Below are 21,194 nucleotides of genomic sequence, written 5' to 3'. Positions count from 1 at the left end.
TCCGTCGAGCAGCAGTAGGGCCGGGCGGTCGCCCGGTCCTACTGCTCGCTGTTTTCCGCTCGCGTGGCGTGAGCTGTCAGAAGTCGAAGACCGCTCCTGTGGAGGCGTGGAGTTCGCAGCGGTTGCGGAAGGTGCGTTCGTAGGCCAGGCGGCTGCCGTCCCAGAGGCCGGTGCCGTAGACCGTCACCGGGTCGTACTCCTTGGCGCACTTGTCGTCCGGGGAGACGTTCATGTCGTTCAGGTTGGCCGCGACCCGCTCGAGTTGCCGGCAGGCATCTCCGCTCTTCGGGTGGCTGCCGCCCGCCGGGGCGCACTGGAGGTACGTGGCGCGGTGGGCCGGCGTGCTGGAGTCGCCGCGGGCGATGGTCAGCAGCAGCACCCGGCCGATCTTGCCTCGGGCCCGCCCGAGGTGACCGTTCCCGAAGTAACCGGTCCCAGATTGGCCGTTTCCGAAGTGACCGGTCCCGGATTGGCCGTTCCCGGAGCGGCCGTTCCCTGACTCGAAGTACGAGCTCCATGACTCAATGTGAGGGCCGTCCTCGCTGGAGTGACCGCCGTCCCTGTCCCCGTGCGCGAGTTCCGCCACCGGGTTCCAACCGACGGAGTGGGCCGCCGGGCCCCCTGGGAACGGGCGCGGGATGGCGGCGAGCGCGCGCGGCGCGGCGGAGACGGCCGAGGCTGCCGGGGCGAGCGTCACCGCTCCGCCGAAAGAGACAAACGTGCAGGTCAGGCCTATAAAGAGACGTCGCATGTGGATCCCCCGATTCCGCGTGCCCGTGCCGGCCGCAGCCTCTGTTCCTCTCCTTGTCGCTCTCGCGCCGTCCCCCTGATCACAAGGCGAAATTCGACGCACCAGATATCTCTCCGGTTCCCGGCGTTTCATAACAAACTGATTACGGCGAGCTGTATTTGTCCGGATTTGCGACTGTTCGGGGTGATCGCAGCAGTACGGTCTTCAGGTCTCTTTACGTACGCATGGGGCTCTCCCGGGCAACCCATGACATAGAAGGAGCTCAATGAACACCCGAGCAAAGCGTCTGATCCTCCCTCTCGGTGGCGCTCTCGTCGTCACCGGCGTGATCGGCGCGACCCTCACCACTCCCGCGAGCGCGCAGACCAAGCCCTCCCCGGTCAGGTCGGGCTCGCTGGCGAACGGGACCGACGCGAAGGCCATCGCGGGGTCCTGGACGCCGAGCAAGCTGAAGGCGGCCAAGCACTTCAACGAGGACTCCTCGGTCTCCGCCAAGCTGCACAAGAGCACGAGCAAGGCCTCCGCCGACGGCAAGGCCGGCCAGATCGCCCCGATCGGGGACGGCGACAAGAGCGTCGGCAAGTCGAAGAACGTCAACCTGCCGACCAACGTCGGCAAGGTGTTCTTCCAGGTCGACGGCAAGCCGTACTGGTGCTCCGGCACCTCTGTTCAGTCGAAGTACCACAACCTGGTCGCCACGGCCGGGCACTGCGTGTACGACACCGACAAGAACAAGTTCGTCGACAACTTCGTCTTCATCCCCGGCTACTACCAGGGCAAGGCGCCGTTCGGCATCTACGTGGGCTCGAAGGTCAACCTCCACGACGACTTCAAGGTCTACGAGGACTACGACTACGACTATGCCTTCGTGAACGTCTTCAACGGCGTGAAGCAGACGGGCGAGAAGGTCGTCGACAAGACCACCTACGACGCCTACAAGGGTCCGAAGCGGGCCGAGGACGTCCAGATCACCAAGGACGAGTACCAGAAGAAGGTCGACGAGAAGGGCGGCGAGACCGCCGACGCCTGGTCGAAGACCACCGGTTCCGAAGTCGTCCTGCCCTGGGGCACCGCCGGCGGCCAGAAGGTCGTCAAGGAGGTCACCAAGGACGAGTACGACAAGGCCCCGGCCGCCGACGCCAAGGTCAACTACGCCAAGGCGCCCGGCAAGACCGCGACGGAGATCGTCGACGAGGTCACGTACAACAACTACAAGGGCCCCGGCTACAAGAAGATCGTCGACTCGGCCTACACCATCACCCACTACTTCGTGAAGTACTGGGTGAAGAAGACGACCGACGTCAAGTACTACAAGACGGTCTTCTACATCAAGACGTTCGTGGACGCCGGTCGCCTCGGCGACAACGTCGGCGGCCAAGGCTTCACCTGGAACCGGAGCACCAAGGCCAAGCAGTTCAGCTTCGGGTACCCGACCGACGCGCACCTCGACGGCAACAAGGCCTACACCGGCGAGACCATGAAGTGGTGCTACGGCCAGACGGCCGCCGCCCCCGCGGTGGCCAAGTACAAGGCCGAGGAGCAGCTCGCCATCAAGTGCGCCTTCACCCCGGGCGCGACCGGCGGCCCGTTCCTCATCGTGTACAAGAGCGCGAACCGGACCGGATACCTCAACGGTGTCGTGAGCCTGACTCTCGACACCGACGGCAACGGCCGGTACGACCACATCACGACGCCGTACTTCAACAGCGACACCTACGGTGTCTACAAGTACGCCGCCAACCTGTGGACCGGGAAGCTTACGACGAGCTGACGCGCGCCACGGCACAGTAGGGGGCCGGGCCGTGCGTCCGGCCCCCTTCCGCCGCACTTTCCAGCAGTGTCGTCGATCACATGTTCAATAACAAAGTGAATCCAGGTCCGCCAAGTGGGGTGCCACAGGCCCGTTGATCTGGAAAAATCGCCCTTCACTGTTGTCTGTTCATCTCTGATCATTGGAAGGTACGAAATGCCGGCCCGAGCGAAGCGGATCGCGCTCACATTCTGCGGCGCCCTCGCGTCCGCGAGTGTGATCCTGTCCGCGGGCCCGGGAGGTGCGCCCGCGTTCGCGTCGGGGTCGTCGGTGCCCGACGGCATCACCTCCGTCGCGCTCGCGCAGACCGACGCGGACATGCAGAAGGTCGTCGACTGGTGGACGCCCGACCGTCTGAAGCGGGCGAACAGCTACACACCCCCCGACAAGTCGGCGCCCAGTTCCGGATCCAAGACGACGAGTCCGAGCAGCACGCCCGCCGCCGCCACCGCCACCCCGGCGGCCGCCGAGGCGGGCAGCATCAGCACGAAGCTCGACGACAAGACGAGAGCCGTGTCGGGCCAGGTCCCGCCGAGGACGGCCGACCAGGTCATCAACTCCAAGAACGTCAACCTCCCGCCGACGGTCGGCAAGGTCTTCTTCCGCATCGGCAACGCCGAGTACTGGTGTTCGGCCTCGTCCGTGCACTCCAAGTACGGCAACGTGGTCGCCACGGCCGGCCACTGCGCGTACGACGCCAAGAACGGCAAGCCGGTCGAGTACTGGGTCTTCATCCCCTCGTACGCCGGAGACGGCCTGACACCGTACGGCATCTACGTCGGGCACACGCTCTACCTCAACGGCACCTACGCCGCCACCGGCGACTTCGACTACGACTACGCCTTCGTCACCGTCCACCACGGCTACAAGTACGCCCCCGACCTCGACGCGAACGGCAAGCCCAAAAAGGACGCCAAGGGTCAGACCGAATACAAGCGGGTGGACACCGGACGGCTCGAGAGCCAGGTCGGCGGCCAGGGCTTCGCATGGAACAGGGGCTTCACGGTCGCGGCGTACGCCTTCGGATACCCCGCGGGGCCGAACGGCGACGGCAGCCGGCCCTTCAACGGCCGCACGATGGAGTCCTGCCTGACACCGGCGACGAGCAAGATCTCCACCGACAAGTGGGACCTGCAGAACGGCGTCCTGTTCAAGGGGTGCGCCTTCACCTCCGGCGCCAGCGGCGGGCCATGGCTGATCAAGTACAGCAACACGCGCCGCATCGGCTACCTCAACGGCGTCAACAGCATCACCTGGGACCTGGACGGCAACGGGCGCAACGACGGCGTCTCGTCGCCGTACTTCAACACGGCGACCTATGCCGTCTACTCCTACGCGGCCCGGCAGAAGACCGACTGAGGCGCGTAGCCACAGACTCACGCGGAAGGGCCCGGCATTCGTGCCGGGCCCTTCCGCGTTCCGCTGTCCGCTCCGTAGCCGCCTGTCGGGATGTCCCGTTCCAGACGTTCTCTCGGTGTGCGGAGCCGTTAGACGGGCCGCGGGCCCGGGTCAGTTCCATCAAATCACTGTGATCTACGACACAAATTCAGTGATCACATAACGCGACAGTAAAGATCACGGTGAGTAGTTGATCGTTTAGCGGTGCATCTGACCTGCAGAAAGATCTACTCGGGACGCCGTCTGACAAAGATCATTCCAGTGGAGCTTCGGTCACAAAAAGGACACGAGGGGCCCAAGGTCAAGAACGGGATCCAGAAGTCGTATCGGGACGAAGATCACGACGCTATCTTTTTTGTCATCCCTTTACTGACGCATGGGACGCAAGTGGCGTCCCACGACAGCCCAAGGAGTTCCTTGTGAACACCCGAGTGAAGCGCCTCGCGCTCCCGCTGGGTGGCGCTATCGCCGCCACCAGCATGATCGGCGCGACCCTGGTCACCTCGGCCAACGCCGCGACCGCTCCCTCCAAGAAGGTCGTCTCCCTGGCTTCCGCTTCCGAGGCCAAGAAGATCACGAGCTTCTGGACCGCCAACGCCGGCGCCAACCTGAAGGCCGCGGCTGAGTACGAGTCCAGCAGCCAGGTCGAGGGCAAGATCAAGCTTGGTGGCGGCACCGCCAACCCCGACGGCAAGGCCGGCCAGGTCGCGCCGATCGGCCAGGAGAAGGTCGTCCCGACCAAGGTCAAGAACGTCAACCTGCCGAAGACCATCGGCAAGGTCTTCTTCACGGTGGGCGACAAGGAGTACTGGTGCTCCGCGTCCTCCATCCAGAGCAAGTACCACAACCTGGTCGCCACCGCCGGGCACTGCGTGTTCGACGAGGGCATCCAGAACGGTGCGCTCGACAACTGGGTGTTCATCCCGGGCTACTACCAGGGCAAGGCTCCCTGGGGCATCTACGTCGGTAAGGCCGCGTACACGCACTACGACTTCGCGGTGTACGAGGACTTCGACAGCGACTACGCCTTCGTCACCGTTTACAACGGCATCGCTTTCGGTGGCGAGAAGCAGGTCACCCAGGAGACCTACAACAACTGGCAGGGCGAGAAGTACGCGAAGGACGTGGAGATCACGGCCGACGAGTACAAGAAGACCGTCGACGCCAAGGGCGGCGAGAGCGTCGACGCTTGGTCGAAGACCACCGGCTCCGAGGTCGTCCTCCCGTGGGGCACCAAGGGCGGCCACCCGGTGACCAAGGAAGTGACCAAGGACGAGTGGGAGAAGGCTCCCTCCGAGAACACCCCGGTCAACTACCACAAGTCGAAGTTCAAGAAGCCGGTCACCGAGGTCGTTGACGAGGCCACGTACAACGCGTACACCGGCCCCGGCTACAAGAAGATCGTCGACTCGTCCTACACCATCACCCACTACTTCGTGTCGTACTGGGTGAAGAGCGACTCCACCACCAAGTACTACAAGACCCTCTTCTTCGTGGTGGTCGTCAAGGACGCCGGTCGCCTGGGCGACAACGTCGGCGGCCAGGGCTTCACCTGGAACCAGAAGGTCGGCCAGCCGGTCTACGCCTTCGGCTACCCCGCGGCCCCGCACCCCGACGGTGACAAGCCGTTCACCGGTGTCACGCCGAAGTGGTGCTACGGCAAGACCTTCGCCGCCGCCCCGGTTGCGAAGTTCAAGGCCGAGGCCCAGATCGGTCTGAAGTGCTCCATGACCGCCGGCTCCTCCGGTGGCCCCTGGATCCTGAAGTACAGCAGCACCAAGCGCCTCGGCTACATCAACGGTGTCACCAGCCTCATCGGCGACGCCGACGCCAACGGCCGGATCGACTTCGCCACCTCGCCGTACTTCGACAGCGAGACCTACTCGATCTACAAGTCGGCCGCCAACCTCTGGTCCGGCTCCATCGTCACCAAGGACGGCGACATCGCCACCAAGGCCTGACGATCTAGCTAGCTAGAGTCAGCAGTACCGCAGTACCAACAGCAGGGCCCGGCACCCAGTGCCGGGCCCTGTTTGTGTTGTGGCGTCCGAAGCCGGCATTGGAGTCCGGATTCGCGGATGCCTCGTTCCAATGCTCGAGGAGCGAGCGCCTAACGGACTTCTGGGCGATTCGCCGCAATTGTGAAGTCGTTAGACGTACCCAGCCCGCGAATCGGCTCCCCTTGAAGACTGTGATCTGCGTCACACGGATTAGGTGACGGAGGGCAACAGTCTCGATACGCCACTTTTGCCACAAACGCCACAGTGATCATCTGAGCTGCGTTGACAATCGTCCCGGCAATCGCCTGACTCGTCGCGGACGGGCGCGTCAAAAGGTCACAGGACGGTCACACGACCACGAAGATCGACTTTTCCTCTGATTCGGGTTACCCGGCTGCCGATCTTCTCTGTATCTTCCTGGCTATCCCTTTACTGACGCATGGGACGCAAGATGCGTTCCACGACAGCCCAAGGAGTTCCTTGTGAACACCCGCATTGCGCGTCTCGCCCTCCCGCTGGGTGGCGCCATCGCCGCCACCAGCATGATCGGCGCGACCCTGGTCACCTCGGCCAACGCCGCGACCGCTCCCTCCAAGAAGGTCGTCTCCCTGGCCTCCGCCTCGCAGGCTCAGAAGATCACGAACTTCTGGACCGCCAACGCCGGCGCCAACCTGAAGGCCGCGGCTCAGTACGAGTCCAGCAGCCAGGTCGAGGGCAAGATCAAGCTCGGTGGCGGCAACGCCAACCCCGACGGCAAGGCCGGCCAGGTCGCGCCGATCGGCCAGGAGAAGGTCGTCCCGACCAAGGTCAAGAACGTCAACCTGCCGAAGACCATCGGTAAGGTCTTCTTCACGGTGGGCGACAAGGAGTACTGGTGCTCCGCGTCCTCCATCCAGAGCAAGTACCACAACCTGGTTGCCACCGCCGGGCACTGCGTGTTCGACGAGAACATCCAGAACGGTGCGCTCGACAACTGGGTGTTCATCCCGGGCTACTACCAGGGCAAGGCTCCCTGGGGCGTCTACGTCGGTAAGGCCGCTTACACCCACTACGACTTCGCGGTGTACGAGGACTTCGACAGCGACTACGCCTTCGTCACCGTTTACAACGGCATCACCTACGGTGGTGAGAAGGAAGTCACCAAGAGCACTTTCGACAGCTGGCAGGGCTACAAGTACGCCAAGGACGTGGAGATCACGGCCGACCAGTACAAGAAGTGCATCGACGAGTTCGGCAAGGACAAGGCGCCCTGCTTCACCAAGCCTGACGGCACCGACAAGGTCGTTCCCTGGGACACCAAGGACGCGGTGATCGCGAACAAGGAAGTCACCAAGGACGAGTTCGACAAGGCGCCGAAGGCCGGTAGCAACCAGAACTACCAGCAGGCCCCGTGGATGACGAAGAAGGAGATCGTCGACGAGACCACGTACAACGCGTACACCGGTCCCGGCTACAAGAAGATCGAAGACTCCTCCTTCACCATCACCCACTACTTCCTGGTCTACAAGGTGTCGAAGGCCTCCGGCACCAAGTACTACCGGACCGTCTACTACATCGAGTACGTCAAGGACGCCGGTCGCCTGGGCGACAACGTCGGCGGCCAGGGCTTCACCTGGAACCAGAAGGTCGGCCAGCCGGTCTACGCCTTCGGCTACCCCGCGGCCCCGCACCCCGACGGTGACAAGGCCTTCACCGGCGAGACGCCGAAGTACTGCTACGGCAAGACCTTCGCCGCCGCCGCTGTGGCGAAGTTCAAGGCCGAGGCCCAGATCGGTCTGAAGTGCTCCATGACCGCCGGCTCCTCCGGTGGCCCCTGGATCCTCCAGTACAGCAGCACCAAGCGCCTCGGCTACATCAACGGTGTCACCAGCCTCATCGGCGACGCCGACGCCAACGGCCGGATCGACTTCGCCACCTCGCCGTACTTCGACAGCGAGACCTACTCGATCTACAAGTCGGCCGCCAACCTCTGGTCCGGCTCCATCGTCACCAAGGACGGCGACATCGCCACCAAGGCCTGACGATCTAGCTAGCTAGAGTCAGCAGTACCGCAGTACCAACAGCAGGGCCCGGCACCCAGTGCCGGGCCCTGTTCGTGTGTCAGGAAGTGCTTGCGCTTCCTCCGGCCCCAGGTACCCGCGCATCGTCCAGACTTCGTAGCACCCTGACAGAGATGTCCCACAGGAGATTTCCGCTGCATAGGCGGCAACCAGTCCCTATTTTCGCTTTTCTTCCTAAAGCTCTGATAACTGGCTAAAAAGGCTGTAAACGTACACGAAAACCGACCGGCCGACCGGGGCTCCTCCGGGGTGGCCAGCCGCGGAACGCGATCCGCGCCCCTCTCGCGTCCGACGGTGGCTCGCCACGATCATGCCGCACGAAGATCCGCCGGGCGGCCCCAGAGGCTCAGGCGGCCTCCCCGGGCACGACGAGAGACCATCCCAAGGCGGCCGTCACTCACACCGCGTCCCCAAAGGTCGCGGAGAGTACGAAAAATCTCGCCCCCGGTACGCCGAGAGGCGACTCAGGCCGGCGGCTCGATCGATGTGGGTCCGCTTAGACGTAGCGAGCCCCCGGTTTGGCTCCACCGAGTTCGTGTGATGTGTGTCACATTGATGCTCGCCGAGTATGCCACCAGGCCCCAGAGGTCACAGAAGAACCGCTAGGTACACAGGCGCCCTGAACTGGGAGTAAAGCGGAATCTGGCCAAATTTCTGCGGCAGTCAGCGGCCGAGAACGATGGTCACGAAGAGGTCACAGCGTCGCCGAGGCCAAAATTCACCCAGAATCGTCCCCACAAGCGGAGATCGACTCAGTATCTTCATGGTTATCCCTTTACTGACGCATGGGACGCCGATTGCGTTCCACGACAGACCAAGGAGTTTCCTTGAACACCCGAGTCAAGCGTCTCGCCCTCCCCCTCGGTGGCGCCATCGCCGCCACCAGCATGATCGGCGCCACCCTGGTCACCTCGGCAAACGCCGCGACCGCGCCGACCAAGAAGGTCGTCTCCCTGGCCTCCGCCAGCAGCGCGCAGAAGGTGGCCAACTTCTGGACCGACAAGGGCAGCGCAGCCCTGAAGGGCGCCGAGCAGTACAAGGGCGACCAGCAGGTTTCGGGCAAGGTCAAGCTCGGCGGCGGCGACGCGAAGCCTGACGGCAAGGCCGGCACCGTCCAGCCGATCGGCCTGGAGAAGGTCACCCCGACCAAGGTCAAGAACGTCAACCTGCCGAAGACCATCGGCAAGGTCTTCTTCACGGTGGGCGACAAGGAGTACTGGTGCTCCGCGTCCTCCATCCAGTCCAAGTACCACAACCTGGTCGCCACCGCCGGGCACTGCGTCTTCGACGAGGGTGTCCAGAACGGCGCCATGGACAACTGGGTGTTCATCCCGGGCTACTACCAGGGCAAGGCTCCCTGGGGCATCTACGTCGGCAAGGCCGCCTACACGCACTACGACTTCGGCGTGTACGAGGACTACGACAGCGACTACGCCTTCGTGACCGTCTACAACGGCATCAGCTACGCCGGTGAGAAGCAGGTCACCAAGGACACCTTCGACAAGTGGCAGGGCTACAAGTACGCCAAAGACGTGGAGATCACGGCCGAGGAGTACAAGAAGCTCGTCGACGAGTTCGGCGACAAGGCTCCCGTCTTCACCAAGGACGCCGGCACCGAGAAGGTCGTCCCCTGGGTCACCAAGGACGCGGTGACCGCGAACAAGGAAGTCACCAAGGACGAGTTCGACAAGGCGCCGAAGGCCGGCAGCGACCAGAACTTCCAGCAGGCTCCGGAGCTGACGCGCAAGGAGATCGTCGACGAGACCACGTACAACGCGTACACCGGTCCCGGCTACAAGAAGATCGAAGACTCCGCCTACACCATCACGCACTACTACCTCGCGTACAAGGTGCAGAAGACGGCGGCCACCAAGTACTTCAAGACCGTCTACTACATCGAGTACTACAAGGACGCCGGTCGCCTGGGCGACAACGTCGGTGGCCAGGGCTTCACCTGGAACCAGAAGATCGGCCAGCCGGTCTACGTCTTCGGTTACCCCGCGGCCCCGCACCCCGACGGTGACAAGCCGTTCACCGGTGTCACGCCGAAGTGGTGCTACGGCAAGACCTTCGCCGCCAAGCCCGCCGCCGCCTTCAAGGCCGAGGCCCAGATCGGCCTCAAGTGCTCCATGACCGCCGGCTCCTCCGGTGCTCCGTGGATCCTGAAGTACAGCAGCACCAAGCGCCTCGGCTACATCAACGGTGTCACCAGCCTCATCGGCGACGCCGACGCCAACGGCCGGATCGACTTCAGCACCTCGCCGTACTTCGACAGCGAGACCTACTCGATCTACAAGTCGGCCGCCAACCTCTGGTCCGGCAAGATCGTCGCCTCCGACGGTGACCTGATCACCAAGGCCTGACGTCAGAGCCAGCAGCGCAACGCAGGACCCGGCATCCGTGCCGGGTCCTGCCCGTTTTACGAAACGGTTTACACGATCGGCAGTGAGATACGTCACATCGCGCCGCAGCGGTAAACCGGCCCGCATCCGGCCGCCGAGATCGTTGGACCGTTTCCACCTGGGACGGCAGCCCCGCGCGTGGGCGCCTTCCCGGACGTCCTGTGGGCCCGCGTCCGCGACTCGCTGACGAGCTTCGCGGCCCATATTTCATGATCAGACCGATAGGTTCTTACTGTCCCTTTTGGGGTCAGTGGGGCAGGAGTCACCTCCTGCGGCAGAACAAGGAGTCTCATTGAACACCCGAGTCAAGCGCTTCGTGCTCCCTCTCGGTGGCGCCACCGTCGCCGCCGGCATGATCGCTGCTTCCCTCGCCGGCAGTGCGGCCGCCTCGGCCGCCGCCGCCCCGGCGTCCGACGGCATGGCCACCAGCAAGGCCGCCGCCCTGTCCACGGTCAAGTTCTGGTCCGCCAACGGTGGCAAGCTGCTGAAGGCCGCCGCCAACTACAACGAGGACGCGGCCACCAGCGGCAAGATCAAGCTGGGTGGCGGCGACGCCGCCCCCGACGGCAAGACCGGCACCGTCCCGCCGATCGGCCAGGAGAAGGTCACCCCGACCACGGTCAAGAACGTCAACCTGCCGCGCACCATCGGCAAGGTGTTCTTCTGGCTCAACGGCAAGTCGTACTGGTGCTCCGGCTCCTCCATCCAGGGCAAGTACCACAACCTGGTCGCCACCGCGGGTCACTGCGCCTACGACACCGACGCCAACCGTGACACCCTCGACCACTGGGTGTTCATCCCTGGCTACTACCAGGGCAAGGCGCCGTGGGGGTACTACGTCGGCAAGTCGGCCTACACGCACTTCGACTTCGCCAACTACGAGGACTTCGACAGCGACTACGCCTTCGTCACCGTCTACAACGGTGTCGACGCCAACTGGAAGGACGTCGGCCGTCTCGGCGACAACGTCGGCGGCCAGGGCTTCAGCTGGAACCAGAGGATCGGCCAGGCCGTCTACGCCTTCGGTTACCCGGCGGGCCCGCACCCCGACGGCGACAGGCCGTACACCGGCCTCACGCCGAAGTACTGCTACGGCAAGACCGCCGCGGCCGGCGCCGTCTCGGCGTTCAAGGCCGAGGCGCAGATCGGCATCAAGTGCTCCTTCACCGCCGGCGCGTCGGGCGGCCCCTGGATCGCCCAGTACAGCAGCACGAAGCGTCTCGGTTACATCAACGGTGTGACCAGCCTCGTGGGCGACAGCGACGGCAACGGCCGCTTCGACTTCGCCACCTCGCCGTACTTCGACAGCGAGACCTACTCGATCTACTCCGCGGCCCAGAACCTCTGGTCCGGCAAGATCGGCAAGTGAGCCGAGTAGCCATCGCGTGAGGATCAAGAGGGGCCCGGCGGAAGCCGGGTCCCTCTTCACATTCAACCTCACCGCATGGTGATACTCCCCTTGCCGTAAATCCCGATAAATGCCCGAATGTCCGTTTATCGGGCTCGAACATATGGAGGAGGTAAAGAAAGCGCATAGGCTCGAAGACATCCCCTTTGGGACGCATGGGGCATAAGTGATGCCCTTTGTCAGAACAAGAGGAGTCTTATGAATTCCCGAGCAAAGCGCCTCATCCTCCCCCTCGGCGTCGCCGTCTCCGCCACCGGCATGATCGGCGCGTCCCTCACCTCGTCCGCTGCGGCCTCGGCCAAGCCTCAGCCGACGAACGTCACCCTCGCCTCCAGCAAGGCCAAGGCGAACGACACCGCCAAATTCTGGTCCGCCAACGGCGGCAAGCAGCTCAAGGCCGCCACGCGGTACCACAACGACGACTCGGTAAAGGGCAAAGTCAAGTTCGGCGGGAGCGACGCCGCTCCCGACGGCAAGACCGGCACCGTGCCGCCGATCGGCCAGGAGAAGGTCACCCCGACCAAGGTGAAGAACGTCAACCTGCCGCGCACCATCGGCAAGGTGTTCTTCCGGGTCGACGGCAAGCCGTACTGGTGCTCCGCCTCGTCGATCCAGGCGAAGTACCGCAACCTGGTCGCCACCGCGGGCCACTGCGTCTACGACACCGACTCCAACCGCGAGACGCTGGACCACTGGGTGTTCGTCCCCGGCTACTACCAGGGCAAGGCGCCCTGGGGCATCTACGTCGGCAAGTCGGCCTACACGCACTACGACTTCGCCGTGTACGAGGACTACGACAGCGACTACGCCTTCGTCACGGTCTACAACGGCATCGACGTGCGGACCTGGAAGGACGCCGGCCGCCTCGGTGACAACGTCGGCGGCCAGGGCTTCGCCTGGAACCAGAAGATCGGCCAGCCGGTCTACGCCTTCGGCTACCCCGCCGGCCCGCACCCCGACGGCGACAAGCCGTACACCGGTGTGACGCCGAAGTGGTGCTACGGCAAGACCAAGCCCGCCGCCGTCTCGGCCGCCTACAAGGCCGAGGCCCAGATCGCCATCAAGTGCTCCATGACCGCGGGCGCCGCCGGCGGTCCGTGGATCAGCAAGTACAGCAGCACCAAGCGTCTCGGCTACGTCAACGGTGTGACCAGCCTCATCGGTGACGCCGACGGCAACGGCCGGTACGACTTCAGCACCTCGCCGTACTTCGACAGCGAGACCTACGCGGTCTACAAGAAGGCCGCCAACCTCTGGTCCGGCTCGATCCGGTAACGAGGGGTAAGATCCACTTCGCGGGGCCCGGCCAGTGCCGGGCCCCGCGTCGTTTTCAGGACGCCGGAAGTGCACGGGCGCGGAGACAGAAGCTCACGCCGCCGGCGCCAGCTCGTGGCTGCGCCGCACGAGCGCGGCGACCGCGGGCTCCTTGACGAGCGGCTCGAGCCGCTTGCGCAGGTCGGCGACGTACGACCGCGTACGCACCGACTGCAGCCCGGCCGCGAGGTCGAGCGCGGACGCCCCCACCTCGCAGGCCTGCTCGACATCACCGCACAGCGCGTGGGCCGAGGCGAGCAGGGTCAGGTTGAACATGCGCCCCCGGACGTACCGCCCGTCCATGTCGAGCGAGCGGCGCGCGTAGCGGACGGCCTGCGGCCCGTCCCCGAGGTCGCGGAAGCAGTGGGCGTACTTCGCCGCGAGGTACGCCTCGTCGAAGTAGCGGATCCACTCGGGCTCCTCCCCCGCCCTGCGCCGGTCGAAGGCGAGATCGGCCTGGTGGAGCGCGGCCGCGCAGGCCGCGCCGTCGGAGAGCGCCGCGTGGGCGTGCCCCTCCAGGACGTACGCCTCGGCGAGCAGGGGCGGGACCTCGGCGCGGCGGGCGGACAACTGGGCCGCCCTGGCGAGGTCGAGGGCGTGCCGCGGCTGACCTATGTAGATGGCCTGGTGTGCCATGCCGGCGAGGATCTCCCCGCCGAAGCCGTGGTCGCCGGCGCCTCGCGCCAGGCTGAGCGCCTGGATGAGGTGGCGCTGCGCCAGGCCGTGCTGCTCGAGGTCGTAGGCCATCCAGCCGGCCAGGCGGGTCACCTCGGCCGCGGCGGACGCCAGCGCCCTGCCGGTGGCCTCGCCGTACGTGCCGTCCTTCAGCAGCGGGGCGACGGCCGAGTCGAGGTATTTCACCACGGCGGAGCGCACACGGCCCCCGCCGAAGCGGTTGTCGAGCTCGCCGAACGACCGCGTCACCTCCCGGATGGCGGCGATGTCGGCGGAGCCGACCTTGCGCGAGCCACCGGCCTCGGGCCTGCTCTCCATGGGAGAGGTCAGCCAGCGCAGGGCTCCGGCCGAGCCCGCTCCGACGGCGAAGGCGGAATCTAGCAGGAACCTGCGCCTTTCCATGTCCGCCCTCCATAGTGCTGTCACCGTCTCGACACCCTCCTGCCACGAGTGAGTGAATTGCTGCCCGAGATCGAGGGGCGTGGCTCCCCCCGCCATTCCGAGGTCGTCAGGGGTGATCGGCCGGCCGAGTCGCAGAGCGAAGATCTCCGCGAGCAGCGCCGGCACCGGGTCGCGCGGCTGCTGGCCCGCCATCCACCGCAGCACCGAGCTGTGGTCGTACCTCAGCCCTTTCAGGCCCCGCGCGGCCCCGAGGTCGTTCAGCCTGCGGGCCAGCCCTTTGTGCGAGAAGGCGGCCTCGCCGACGAGGCGCCGGAACAGAAGGTTCGGCTCGCGTTGCATCGCCACCCCAGGAGGACTACGCGGACGGTGTGTCTGGCACTCCGGCTGCCGCAAGCCCCCTGCGCACACATACGCCCTTCGTGCACACCCTTGCCCCGACAGGTAACGGAGGGTTTTTGTTATAGCACGATGAGTGACGGCGCGTGCGAATTCCCAAGACTTGACCCCAGGAGCGGTACCTCATGGCGAAGGAAAGGCTTTTCGACTGGGATGTCTACACGGGCGATGACTCGGGCCGGTCTGTGTGCGGGGTCACGGCCACCGAGAAGCTCGCCGTGGAACGGGTTCAGGCGGCCTTCGCGGAGCTGCCGCGGGGGACCTCCGCATGGGCGGAGGTCACGCGCGTGCGGCTCGATCCGTCCCATCTGGCGCCGCGGGAGCGGCTCGCGCACGGGCGCCTGGTGGCCGTACGGCTGTGGGACGGCACCGTGCTCTGGTCGCGGCCACACCTCGGCCAGGGCGCCGTGGACATGCCGCAGGCCCGCCAGGCGTGAGCGTGGCGGGCCTGCCGGGAGAGGTTACTTACGGGCCACGCCGTCGAGGCGGGCCTGGGTCGCGACCGCCTCGATGACCGCGGGGGCGACCCGCTGGTCGAAGGGGCTCGGGATGACGTAGCCGGCCGACAGGTCGGCGCCGACCACCGCGGCGAGCGCCTCGGCGGCGGCGACCTTCATGTTCTCGGTGATCGTGGAGGCGCGCACGTCGAGGGCGCCGCGGAACACGCCCGGGAACGCCAGCACGTTGTTGATCTGGTTCGGGAAGTCGGAGCGGCCGGTGGCGACGACGCGGGCGTGCCTGCGGGCGACGTCCGGGTGGATCTCGGGCGTCGGGTTCGACAGGGCGAAGACGATCGAGTCGCCGGCCATGGAGGCGACGGCCTCCTCCGGCAGGGTGGACCCGGACAGGCCGATGAAGACGTCGGCGCCGGCGAGGGCCTCCTCGGTGGAGCCGGTGTGGCCCGCCTTGTTGGTGTCGCGGGCGAGCGCCTCCTTGAAGGGGTTCAGCCCCTCACGGCCGGCGTAGATCATGCCCTTGGAGTCGGAGACGGCGATGTCGCCGATGCCGGCGTTCAGCAGCATCCGGGTGACGGCCACGCCGGAGGCTCCGGCGCCCGCGACCACGGCGCGCAGCTCGCCGAGCGACCGCCCGGTGAGGCGGGCGGCGTTCTTCAGCGCGGCGGTCACGACGATGGCGGTGCCGTGCTGGTCGTCGTGGAAGACCGGGATGTCGAGGATCTCGCGCAGGCGGTCCTCGACCTCGAAGCACCGCGGCGCGCTGATGTCCTCCAGGTTGACCCCGCCGAACGAGGGGGCGAGCCGCACGACGGTCTCGACCAGCGCGTCGACGTCGGTGCAGTCGAGGCAGATCGGGACGGCGTCGACGCCGGCGAACTCCTTGAACAGCAGTGCCTTGCCCTCCATCACGGGCATGGCGGCGGCGGGCCCGATGTCGCCGAGGCCGAGGACGGCGGTGCCGTCGGAGACGACCGCGACCACATTGGAGGTCCAGGTGTACTCGGCGGCGAGGTCGGGCTGATCGGCGATGGCGGTGCAGACCCTGGCGACGCCCGGTGTGTAGGCGAGGGACAGGTCGGCCGCGTCGCGGACCGGCACGGTGGAGCGGACCTCGAGCTTGCCCCCGCGGTGCATGGCGAAGACGGGATCGAGATCAAGTGATTCGAGTGAAGCGGAGAACGGCGTGACTGCCACAGCGACCCCTGTGTCGTAGCGACGGATTCCTTCGGTAGACGCCGCATGGCGAGCGAAGGCCCAGGCTTCTGTAGCCGCCCGGCGGCCGTCGTCGTTGACGGTCGTCTCTTTCGGGGGTACGGGGGTCACCCGTTGCTTGATTGTGCCACATGTCGAGACGCCTGCCAGTGTCGCTTTGGCCACAGAACCGCGAGTCCGCCGGCGACGAGCGCATCAACCCGCCCATATCACCACCGATCCCCCTGACCAGCACATACCCGGAGCTCTACGCCTCGATACCCCCACCTGTACCCGGGACCTCTCACCGCCGGACCCGTAGCGCTGTGCGGAACCTCTGTTGTCCCCGTCCCGGGGTCCGCTTTCGTGTAATACTCGATATCCCGAGTCGTCTCTTACACCGGTGGAATTCCACGTGGACCTGACCTCGTACGCGGAACTCGCGGTGCTGCTGGTCAACAACGAAGACGCGCTGGACTCCCTGGAAGGCGCCCGGCGGTTCCTCGCCGAGGCGGGCCGCGCCGCGCAGGCCGGCCGCCTCACCAAGGCCGATCTCCAGGCCCTGCGGGAGCTGTGCCGCGCCCTGGCCGCGGTCTTCGCCGCCGCCGCCCGTCACGACGAAGAGGACGCCGTCGCCCTCCTGAACGCGCTGCTGACCCGGCATCCCGTACACCCGCAGATCTCCCGGCACGACGGGCAGCGCTGGCACCTGCACCTCACCGAGGGCGGCCGGCTCTCCGACGAGTACGCCGCCGGCGCGATCATGGGGCTCACGGCGCTCGTCACCGAGCTCGGCGTCGACCGGCTCGGCACCTGCCAGGCGCCGCCCTGCCGGCGCGCCTACCTCGACACCTCCTCCAACCGCTCCCGGCGCTACTGCTCCGAGCGCTGCGCCAGCCGGGCGAACGTGGCCGCCTACCGCGCGCGCCGCCGCGACCTGACCGGCCGGGCGGGCTGAAGGCTCACCGCGGCCGCAGGCCCCGGCCGAACGGCCAGTAGCGCAGGACGACCCGCCCCACCAGCAGCGACGCCGGTACCGCCCCGAAGTCCCAGCTGTCCTTGCGCCCGGGCGCGCGCTGGTTGTCGCTCTCCAGCCACCAGCCGTCCCCCTCCCGCCACGCGGCGCGCTTGACGATCAGCCGGGAGTGGTCGCCGGGCAGTCTGGCGACCACGAGATCACCCGGCCGCACCTCCGCGCCGCGGCGGACGACGAGCCAGTCCCCGGGGCGCAGGACGGGCAGCATCGACTCCCCTTCGACGCGGACCCTCATGAACCACATCCCCCTCTGCTTCCGGGATTGTCGGCTAGTAAGTTGGGAACCGGATAGTGCTGCCTGTTAATCAGCATCAAGGAAGGAAACCGATGCTCGCACGACTGCTGCGGCCCGGCCATGTCGCCTCCGCGCACTGCGACCTCCCCTGCGGCGTCTACGACCCCGCCCAGGCTCGCATCGAGGCGGAGTCCGTGAAGGCGATCATGCAGAAGTACGCCGACAACGACGACCCCGTGTTCCGCGCGCGCGCCCTCACCATCAAGGAGGAGCGTGCCGACCTGGTCAAGCACCACCTCTGGGTGCTCTGGACCGACTACTTCAAGCCGCCGCACCTCGAGCAGTACCCGCAGCTCCACGGGCTGTTCTGGGACGCCACCAAGCTCGCGGGCGCGGCCGGCGCGAAGGGCACGGTCGACGTGAGCAAGGCCGACGAGCTGCTGGGGAAGATCGACGAAATCTCGAAGATCTTCTGGGAGACCAAGGCCGCCTGAGCCTTGCAGCCCCTTTCTGGCCTCGCGCGGTCGCTCGATCGCGCGGGGCCAGCGGCTTATCGTGGGGCCGAAGGCCCGCGCGGCCCAAACCGGACGCCAAGGGAAGGTCAGCCGGACACCAGGCGGGCGGGCCGCATTTCCGCAAGATCACGACTATCGGCGCGTCCCAGTCCTCCAACAGGGGACACGGGGCGGTAAGTTGCTAATCAGCAGCTCTGTGCGAGGAGGAACGTGACCGACGAGACAGCGACGCGCGCCGAGGGCATTCCTGACGGCATCACGGGGATCCGTGACGCGGTCAGCGTGCGGCTTCCCGCTGCCAGTGCCTACCTGTCCGTGCTGCGTACGGCCACCGCGGGGCTCGCGGCACGGCTCGACTTCACGCTCGACGAGATCGAGGATCTCCGTATCGCGGTCGACGAGGCATGTGCCATGTTGCTGGGCCACGCCGTGCCCGGCACCGACCTGACCGCCGAGTTCGAGCTGACGGGCCAGGAGATGATCGTCCGGGTCGAGGTCAGCACGGTGGGGCAGGCCGAGCCCAAGCGCGACGACTTCGCCTGGATGGTGCTCACCGCGCTCGCCGACGACGTCGAAGCCGAGACCGACTCTCCCGACCGCATGGCCATCGTGCTGCACAAGCGTCGAGGCTCTGCGAGGCTGCCGTGACCGAGAAGACCCGCGCAGTGGCTGGCAGCGACAGCACCGTCCCCGACAGGGTGCGGGCGCGCGGGCTGTTCGGTGAGCTCGCCGAGCTCGCGCCCGACGACCCGCGCCGCCAGCGCATCCGCGACGAGCTGGTCGAGCTCCACCTCCCGCTGGTCGAATACCTCGCCCGCCGGTTCCGCAACCGGGGCGAGTGGCTCGACGACCTCACGCAGGTCGCCACGATCGGCCTGATCAAGTCGATCGACCGCTTCGACCTGGCCCGGGGCGTGGAGTTCTCGACCTACGCCACGCCGACCATCGTGGGCGAGATCAAGCGGCACTTCCGCGACAAGGGCTGGGCGGTGCGGGTGCCGCGGCGCCTGCAGGAGCTCAAGCTCTCGCTGACCAAGGCCATAAGCGAGCTGTCCCAGCGTCAGGGCCGGGCGCCGACGGTGGCCGAGCTCGCGGCCCACCTGCAGATGAGCGAGGAAGAGGTGCTGGAGGGCCTGGAGTCCGCCAACGCCTACTCCACCGTCTCGCTCGACGCCCCCGACTCCGGCGACGACGACGCGCCGGCCGTCTCCGACTCGCTCGGCATCGTCGACGAGTCGCTGGAGGGCGTCGAATACCGAGAGTCGCTCAAGCCGCTGCTCGAGAGACTGCCACCTCGCGAGAAGCGCATCCTGCTGCTGCGCTTCTTCGGCAACATGACACAGTCGCAGATCGCGACCGAGCTCGGCATCTCCCAGATGCACGTCTCGCGTCTGCTCGCCCGCACACTGGCGCAGCTGCGCGAGGGCCTCACGGCCGAGGACTGACCGCGTTCCCGGCCCTGCGGGGCCGTGGAGTCACTGCTCGATGAGCGCGCGCGTCGTCGCGGGCGCCAGCAGCGTCCCCAGGCCGGCCAGCGCCAGGACGATCAGCAGGATTCCGGGCAGCCACTGCCCGGACTGGACGAGCGAGACGGCCACCGGCAGGGTGAAGATCTGGGTGACCACGCCGGGGCCGCGGGCCCAGCGGGCGACGCGCAGCAGGCCCCAGCCGACCGCCAGCAGGCCCGCGCCGACGACGACGCCGAAGGCCGACAGGGCTATGGAACTGCTCACATCGACGGGCCGGCCGACTATCGTCTCGAACCCGGCGTAGCCGCCGAGCAGGACGGCGACGACGCCTTCCAGCGCGAGGACGGCGGCCGCGATGGTCAGGGTCACCGGACGGTTCGACATATCCGGTCACCCTACTGGACGGACGTCGCGGGTCTCCGACCGGTGGATACGCTGGGCGACATGCGCGCACTCCTCCTGTTCAACCCCAAGGCGACCTCGACGAACCGTCGCACCAGGGACGTCCTCGTCCGCGCGCTCGGGGCGGCGGTGGAGCTGTCGGTGGAGGAGACCGGGTACCGCGGGCACGCGGCCCTGCTGGCGGCGGCGGCCCGTGAGAAGGGGTTCGACGCGATCGCGGTCCTCGGCGGTGACGGCACGATCAACGAGGCCGTCAACGGCATGATGAACGGCGACCGGCAGGCGCGCCCGGCGTTGATCGTGATCCCGGGCGGCAGCGCGAACGTCTTCGCCCGCTCCCTCGGGCTGCCGAACAACCCGGTGGAGGCGACCGGCGCGGTGCTGGAGGCGATCCGGGAGGGCCGCCGCCGTACGCTGAGTCTCGGCCAGGCGAGCTGGGACGACGGCGCGCTGCAGAACTCGGACGAAGGCTTCCATACGGGGCTAGAAGGCAGCAACAGTCGCTATTTCACGTTCTGTGCGGGTCTCGGGTACGACGCCGAGGTCGTGCGGGCCGTCGAGGGCCTGCGCGGCGCGGGCTACAAGGCGTCTCCGCACCGCTACATCCACACGGCGCTGCGCCACTACTTCATGACCGACCGCCACCACCCGGCCCTGCGGCTGGAGCGCCCGGACAAGCGCCCCGTCGACGGCATCTTCATGGCGATCATCTCCAACACCGCGCCGTGGACGTACGCCGGCCACCGGCCGATCAATCCCACGCCCTGGGCGGGCTTCGACACCGGTCTCGACCTGCTCGGGCTGCGGCGCATGGGGGTCGTGGCGATGCTGCGGCTCGTCAGGCAGATCGTCGGGGAGCAGGTGGGGCTACCGAAGGGCGGGCACCTGGTGCAGTTGCACGACGAGAGTGAGTTCACGTTCCGGGCGCGGCGGCCCATGGCGTTCCAGCTGGACGGCGACTACCTCGGCGAGCGGGAGCAGGTGACTTTCCGGTCAGTCCCAGCGGCGTTACAAGTTCTGGTCTAAACGCTCACATCCCGTCATAGTGTGATGCATACGACAGCCATATCAGGCAAAACGTTCTCCCAAACCTCTTGCGTGACCTGGGCATGCCTGAAAAGCTCAACACGACGTCGGAACGTAGGACGTTTGAGGATCCACACATGTTCCTCAAAGGTCTGCGGCGATCACACGAGCTTCTGGACCCCCAACCCTAAGGCCCAGGCAAAAGTTCGCTCTTGTTAGTGAAAGAGTTCACAAACATCCGTCACC

General features: G+C 66.5%; 18 protein-coding genes. 13 read left to right on the top strand and 5 right to left on the bottom strand.

Annotation, left to right across the window (positions count from 1 at the left end):
• Positions 1-76: 76 nt before the first annotated feature.
• Positions 77-379 (bottom strand): SSI family serine proteinase inhibitor, encoded by a 303-nt coding sequence (locus KIK05_RS05235; RefSeq protein WP_214409405.1) that lies wholly within the window; start codon positions 377-379, stop codon positions 77-79.
• A gap of 637 nt (positions 380-1,016) precedes the next feature.
• Here KIK05_RS05235 and KIK05_RS05230 point away from each other — a divergent pair.
• The 7 genes from KIK05_RS05230 to KIK05_RS05200 all read left to right on the top strand — a co-directional run bounded on the left by KIK05_RS05230 (position 1,017) and on the right by KIK05_RS05200 (position 13,104).
• Positions 1,017-2,522 (top strand): trypsin-like serine peptidase, encoded by a 1,506-nt coding sequence (locus KIK05_RS05230; RefSeq protein ID WP_214409404.1) that lies wholly within the window; start codon positions 1,017-1,019, stop codon positions 2,520-2,522.
• Between the two features lie 195 nt (positions 2,523-2,717).
• Positions 2,718-3,920, top strand: a complete 1,203-nt coding sequence (locus KIK05_RS05225) for a trypsin-like serine peptidase (RefSeq protein WP_214409403.1) — start codon at positions 2,718-2,720, stop codon at positions 3,918-3,920.
• A gap of 458 nt (positions 3,921-4,378) precedes the next feature.
• The gene (locus KIK05_RS05220) at positions 4,379-5,920 is read left to right on the top strand and encodes a trypsin-like serine peptidase (RefSeq protein WP_308249760.1); all 1,542 of its coding nucleotides are present in this window, start codon (positions 4,379-4,381) and stop codon (positions 5,918-5,920) included.
• Positions 5,921-6,441: 521 nt separating this feature from the next.
• The gene (locus tag KIK05_RS05215; RefSeq protein ID WP_308249759.1) at positions 6,442-7,980 is read left to right on the top strand and encodes a trypsin-like serine peptidase; all 1,539 of its coding nucleotides are present in this window, start codon (positions 6,442-6,444) and stop codon (positions 7,978-7,980) included.
• Between the two features lie 866 nt (positions 7,981-8,846).
• Positions 8,847-10,382: a trypsin-like serine peptidase gene (locus KIK05_RS05210; protein ID WP_250562295.1), complete on the top strand. Its 1,536-nt coding sequence runs from the start codon at positions 8,847-8,849 to the stop codon at positions 10,380-10,382.
• A gap of 331 nt (positions 10,383-10,713) precedes the next feature.
• The gene (locus tag KIK05_RS05205) at positions 10,714-11,790 is read left to right on the top strand and encodes a trypsin-like serine peptidase (RefSeq protein ID WP_250562294.1); all 1,077 of its coding nucleotides are present in this window, start codon (positions 10,714-10,716) and stop codon (positions 11,788-11,790) included.
• Between the two features lie 237 nt (positions 11,791-12,027).
• A complete protein-coding gene (locus KIK05_RS05200) occupies positions 12,028-13,104 on the top strand; it encodes a trypsin-like serine peptidase (RefSeq protein WP_214409401.1) in 1,077 nt (358 codons plus the stop codon).
• 93 nt (positions 13,105-13,197) lie between these two features.
• Here the strand turns inward: KIK05_RS05200 and KIK05_RS05195 are convergent, their stop codons facing one another.
• On the bottom strand, positions 13,198-14,559 hold the full coding sequence (locus KIK05_RS05195) for an NsdA family TPR-like regulatory protein (protein WP_214409777.1): 1,362 nt from the start codon (positions 14,557-14,559) through the stop codon (positions 13,198-13,200).
• 182 nt (positions 14,560-14,741) lie between these two features.
• Between KIK05_RS05195 and KIK05_RS05190 the strand changes: the two genes are divergently transcribed.
• Positions 14,742-15,053, top strand: a complete 312-nt coding sequence (locus KIK05_RS05190) for a hypothetical protein (protein WP_214409400.1) — start codon at positions 14,742-14,744, stop codon at positions 15,051-15,053.
• A 24-nt stretch (positions 15,054-15,077) separates the two neighbouring features.
• Here the strand turns inward: KIK05_RS05190 and KIK05_RS05185 are convergent, their stop codons facing one another.
• Entirely contained in the window at positions 15,078-16,208 is a 1,131-nt protein-coding gene (locus KIK05_RS05185) for an NAD(P)-dependent malic enzyme (protein WP_214409776.1), read from the bottom strand.
• 460 nt (positions 16,209-16,668) lie between these two features.
• Between KIK05_RS05185 and KIK05_RS05180 the strand changes: the two genes are divergently transcribed.
• Positions 16,669-17,223 carry a CGNR zinc finger domain-containing protein gene (locus KIK05_RS05180; RefSeq protein WP_308249758.1) on the top strand — a complete coding sequence of 185 codons (555 nt, stop codon included), beginning with the start codon at positions 16,669-16,671 and terminating at the stop codon, positions 17,221-17,223.
• Between the two features lie 4 nt (positions 17,224-17,227).
• Here KIK05_RS05180 and KIK05_RS05175 read toward each other — a convergent pair whose 3' ends face one another.
• Positions 17,228-17,545 (bottom strand): S24 family peptidase, encoded by a 318-nt coding sequence (locus KIK05_RS05175; protein ID WP_284681214.1) that lies wholly within the window; start codon positions 17,543-17,545, stop codon positions 17,228-17,230.
• An 83-nt stretch (positions 17,546-17,628) separates the two neighbouring features.
• Between KIK05_RS05175 and sodN the strand changes: the two genes are divergently transcribed.
• The 3 genes from sodN to KIK05_RS05160 all read left to right on the top strand — a co-directional run bounded on the left by sodN (position 17,629) and on the right by KIK05_RS05160 (position 19,496).
• On the top strand, positions 17,629-18,030 hold the full coding sequence (sodN, locus tag KIK05_RS05170; RefSeq protein WP_214409398.1) for a superoxide dismutase, Ni: 402 nt from the start codon (positions 17,629-17,631) through the stop codon (positions 18,028-18,030).
• A gap of 231 nt (positions 18,031-18,261) precedes the next feature.
• Entirely contained in the window at positions 18,262-18,699 is a 438-nt protein-coding gene (locus KIK05_RS05165; protein WP_214409397.1) for an ATP-binding protein, read from the top strand.
• Positions 18,696-19,496 (top strand): RNA polymerase sigma factor SigF, encoded by an 801-nt coding sequence (locus KIK05_RS05160; RefSeq protein WP_214409396.1) that lies wholly within the window; start codon positions 18,696-18,698, stop codon positions 19,494-19,496. The genes KIK05_RS05165 and KIK05_RS05160 overlap by 4 nt, the downstream gene beginning before the upstream one ends.
• A gap of 30 nt (positions 19,497-19,526) precedes the next feature.
• Here KIK05_RS05160 and KIK05_RS05155 read toward each other — a convergent pair whose 3' ends face one another.
• Positions 19,527-19,904, bottom strand: coding sequence for a hypothetical protein (locus tag KIK05_RS05155; protein WP_214409395.1), 378 nt, complete (start codon positions 19,902-19,904; stop codon positions 19,527-19,529).
• A 60-nt stretch (positions 19,905-19,964) separates the two neighbouring features.
• Here KIK05_RS05155 and KIK05_RS05150 point away from each other — a divergent pair, with 60 nt between their 5' ends.
• On the top strand, positions 19,965-20,948 hold the full coding sequence (locus tag KIK05_RS05150) for a diacylglycerol/lipid kinase family protein (protein ID WP_214409394.1): 984 nt from the start codon (positions 19,965-19,967) through the stop codon (positions 20,946-20,948).
• The last annotated feature ends 246 nt before the right edge of the window (positions 20,949-21,194 follow it).

This window comes from Sphaerisporangium fuscum, assembly GCF_018531465.1.
Lineage (GTDB): Bacteria > Actinomycetota > Actinomycetes > Streptosporangiales > Streptosporangiaceae > Sphaerisporangium > Sphaerisporangium fuscum.
The sequence above is the reverse complement of the archived record's forward strand: the minus strand, read 5'-3'. Positions and strand labels throughout refer to the sequence as shown.

What these genes read in the sequence shown, in the direction of transcription:
- KIK05_RS05190 (WP_214409400.1), top strand. Translation starts at nt 14,742, where the DNA reads ATGGCGAAGGAAAGGCTTTTCGACTGGGATGTCTACACGGGCGATGAC.
- KIK05_RS05150 (WP_214409394.1), top strand. Translation starts at nt 19,965, where the DNA reads ATGCGCGCACTCCTCCTGTTCAACCCCAAGGCGACCTCGACGAACCGT.
- KIK05_RS05175 (WP_284681214.1), bottom strand. Translation starts at nt 17,545, where the DNA reads ATGTGGTTCATGAGGGTCCGCGTCGAAGGGGAGTCGATGCTGCCCGTC.
- KIK05_RS05225 (WP_214409403.1), top strand. Translation starts at nt 2,718, where the DNA reads ATGCCGGCCCGAGCGAAGCGGATCGCGCTCACATTCTGCGGCGCCCTC.
- KIK05_RS05230 (WP_214409404.1), top strand. Translation starts at nt 1,017, where the DNA reads ATGAACACCCGAGCAAAGCGTCTGATCCTCCCTCTCGGTGGCGCTCTC.
- KIK05_RS05155 (WP_214409395.1), bottom strand. Translation starts at nt 19,904, where the DNA reads ATGTCGAACCGTCCGGTGACCCTGACCATCGCGGCCGCCGTCCTCGCG.
- sodN (WP_214409398.1), top strand. Translation starts at nt 17,629, where the DNA reads ATGCTCGCACGACTGCTGCGGCCCGGCCATGTCGCCTCCGCGCACTGC.
- KIK05_RS05185 (WP_214409776.1), bottom strand. Translation starts at nt 16,208, where the DNA reads ATGCACCGCGGGGGCAAGCTCGAGGTCCGCTCCACCGTGCCGGTCCGC.
- KIK05_RS05195 (WP_214409777.1), bottom strand. Translation starts at nt 14,559, where the DNA reads ATGCAACGCGAGCCGAACCTTCTGTTCCGGCGCCTCGTCGGCGAGGCC.
- KIK05_RS05200 (WP_214409401.1), top strand. Translation starts at nt 12,028, where the DNA reads ATGAATTCCCGAGCAAAGCGCCTCATCCTCCCCCTCGGCGTCGCCGTC.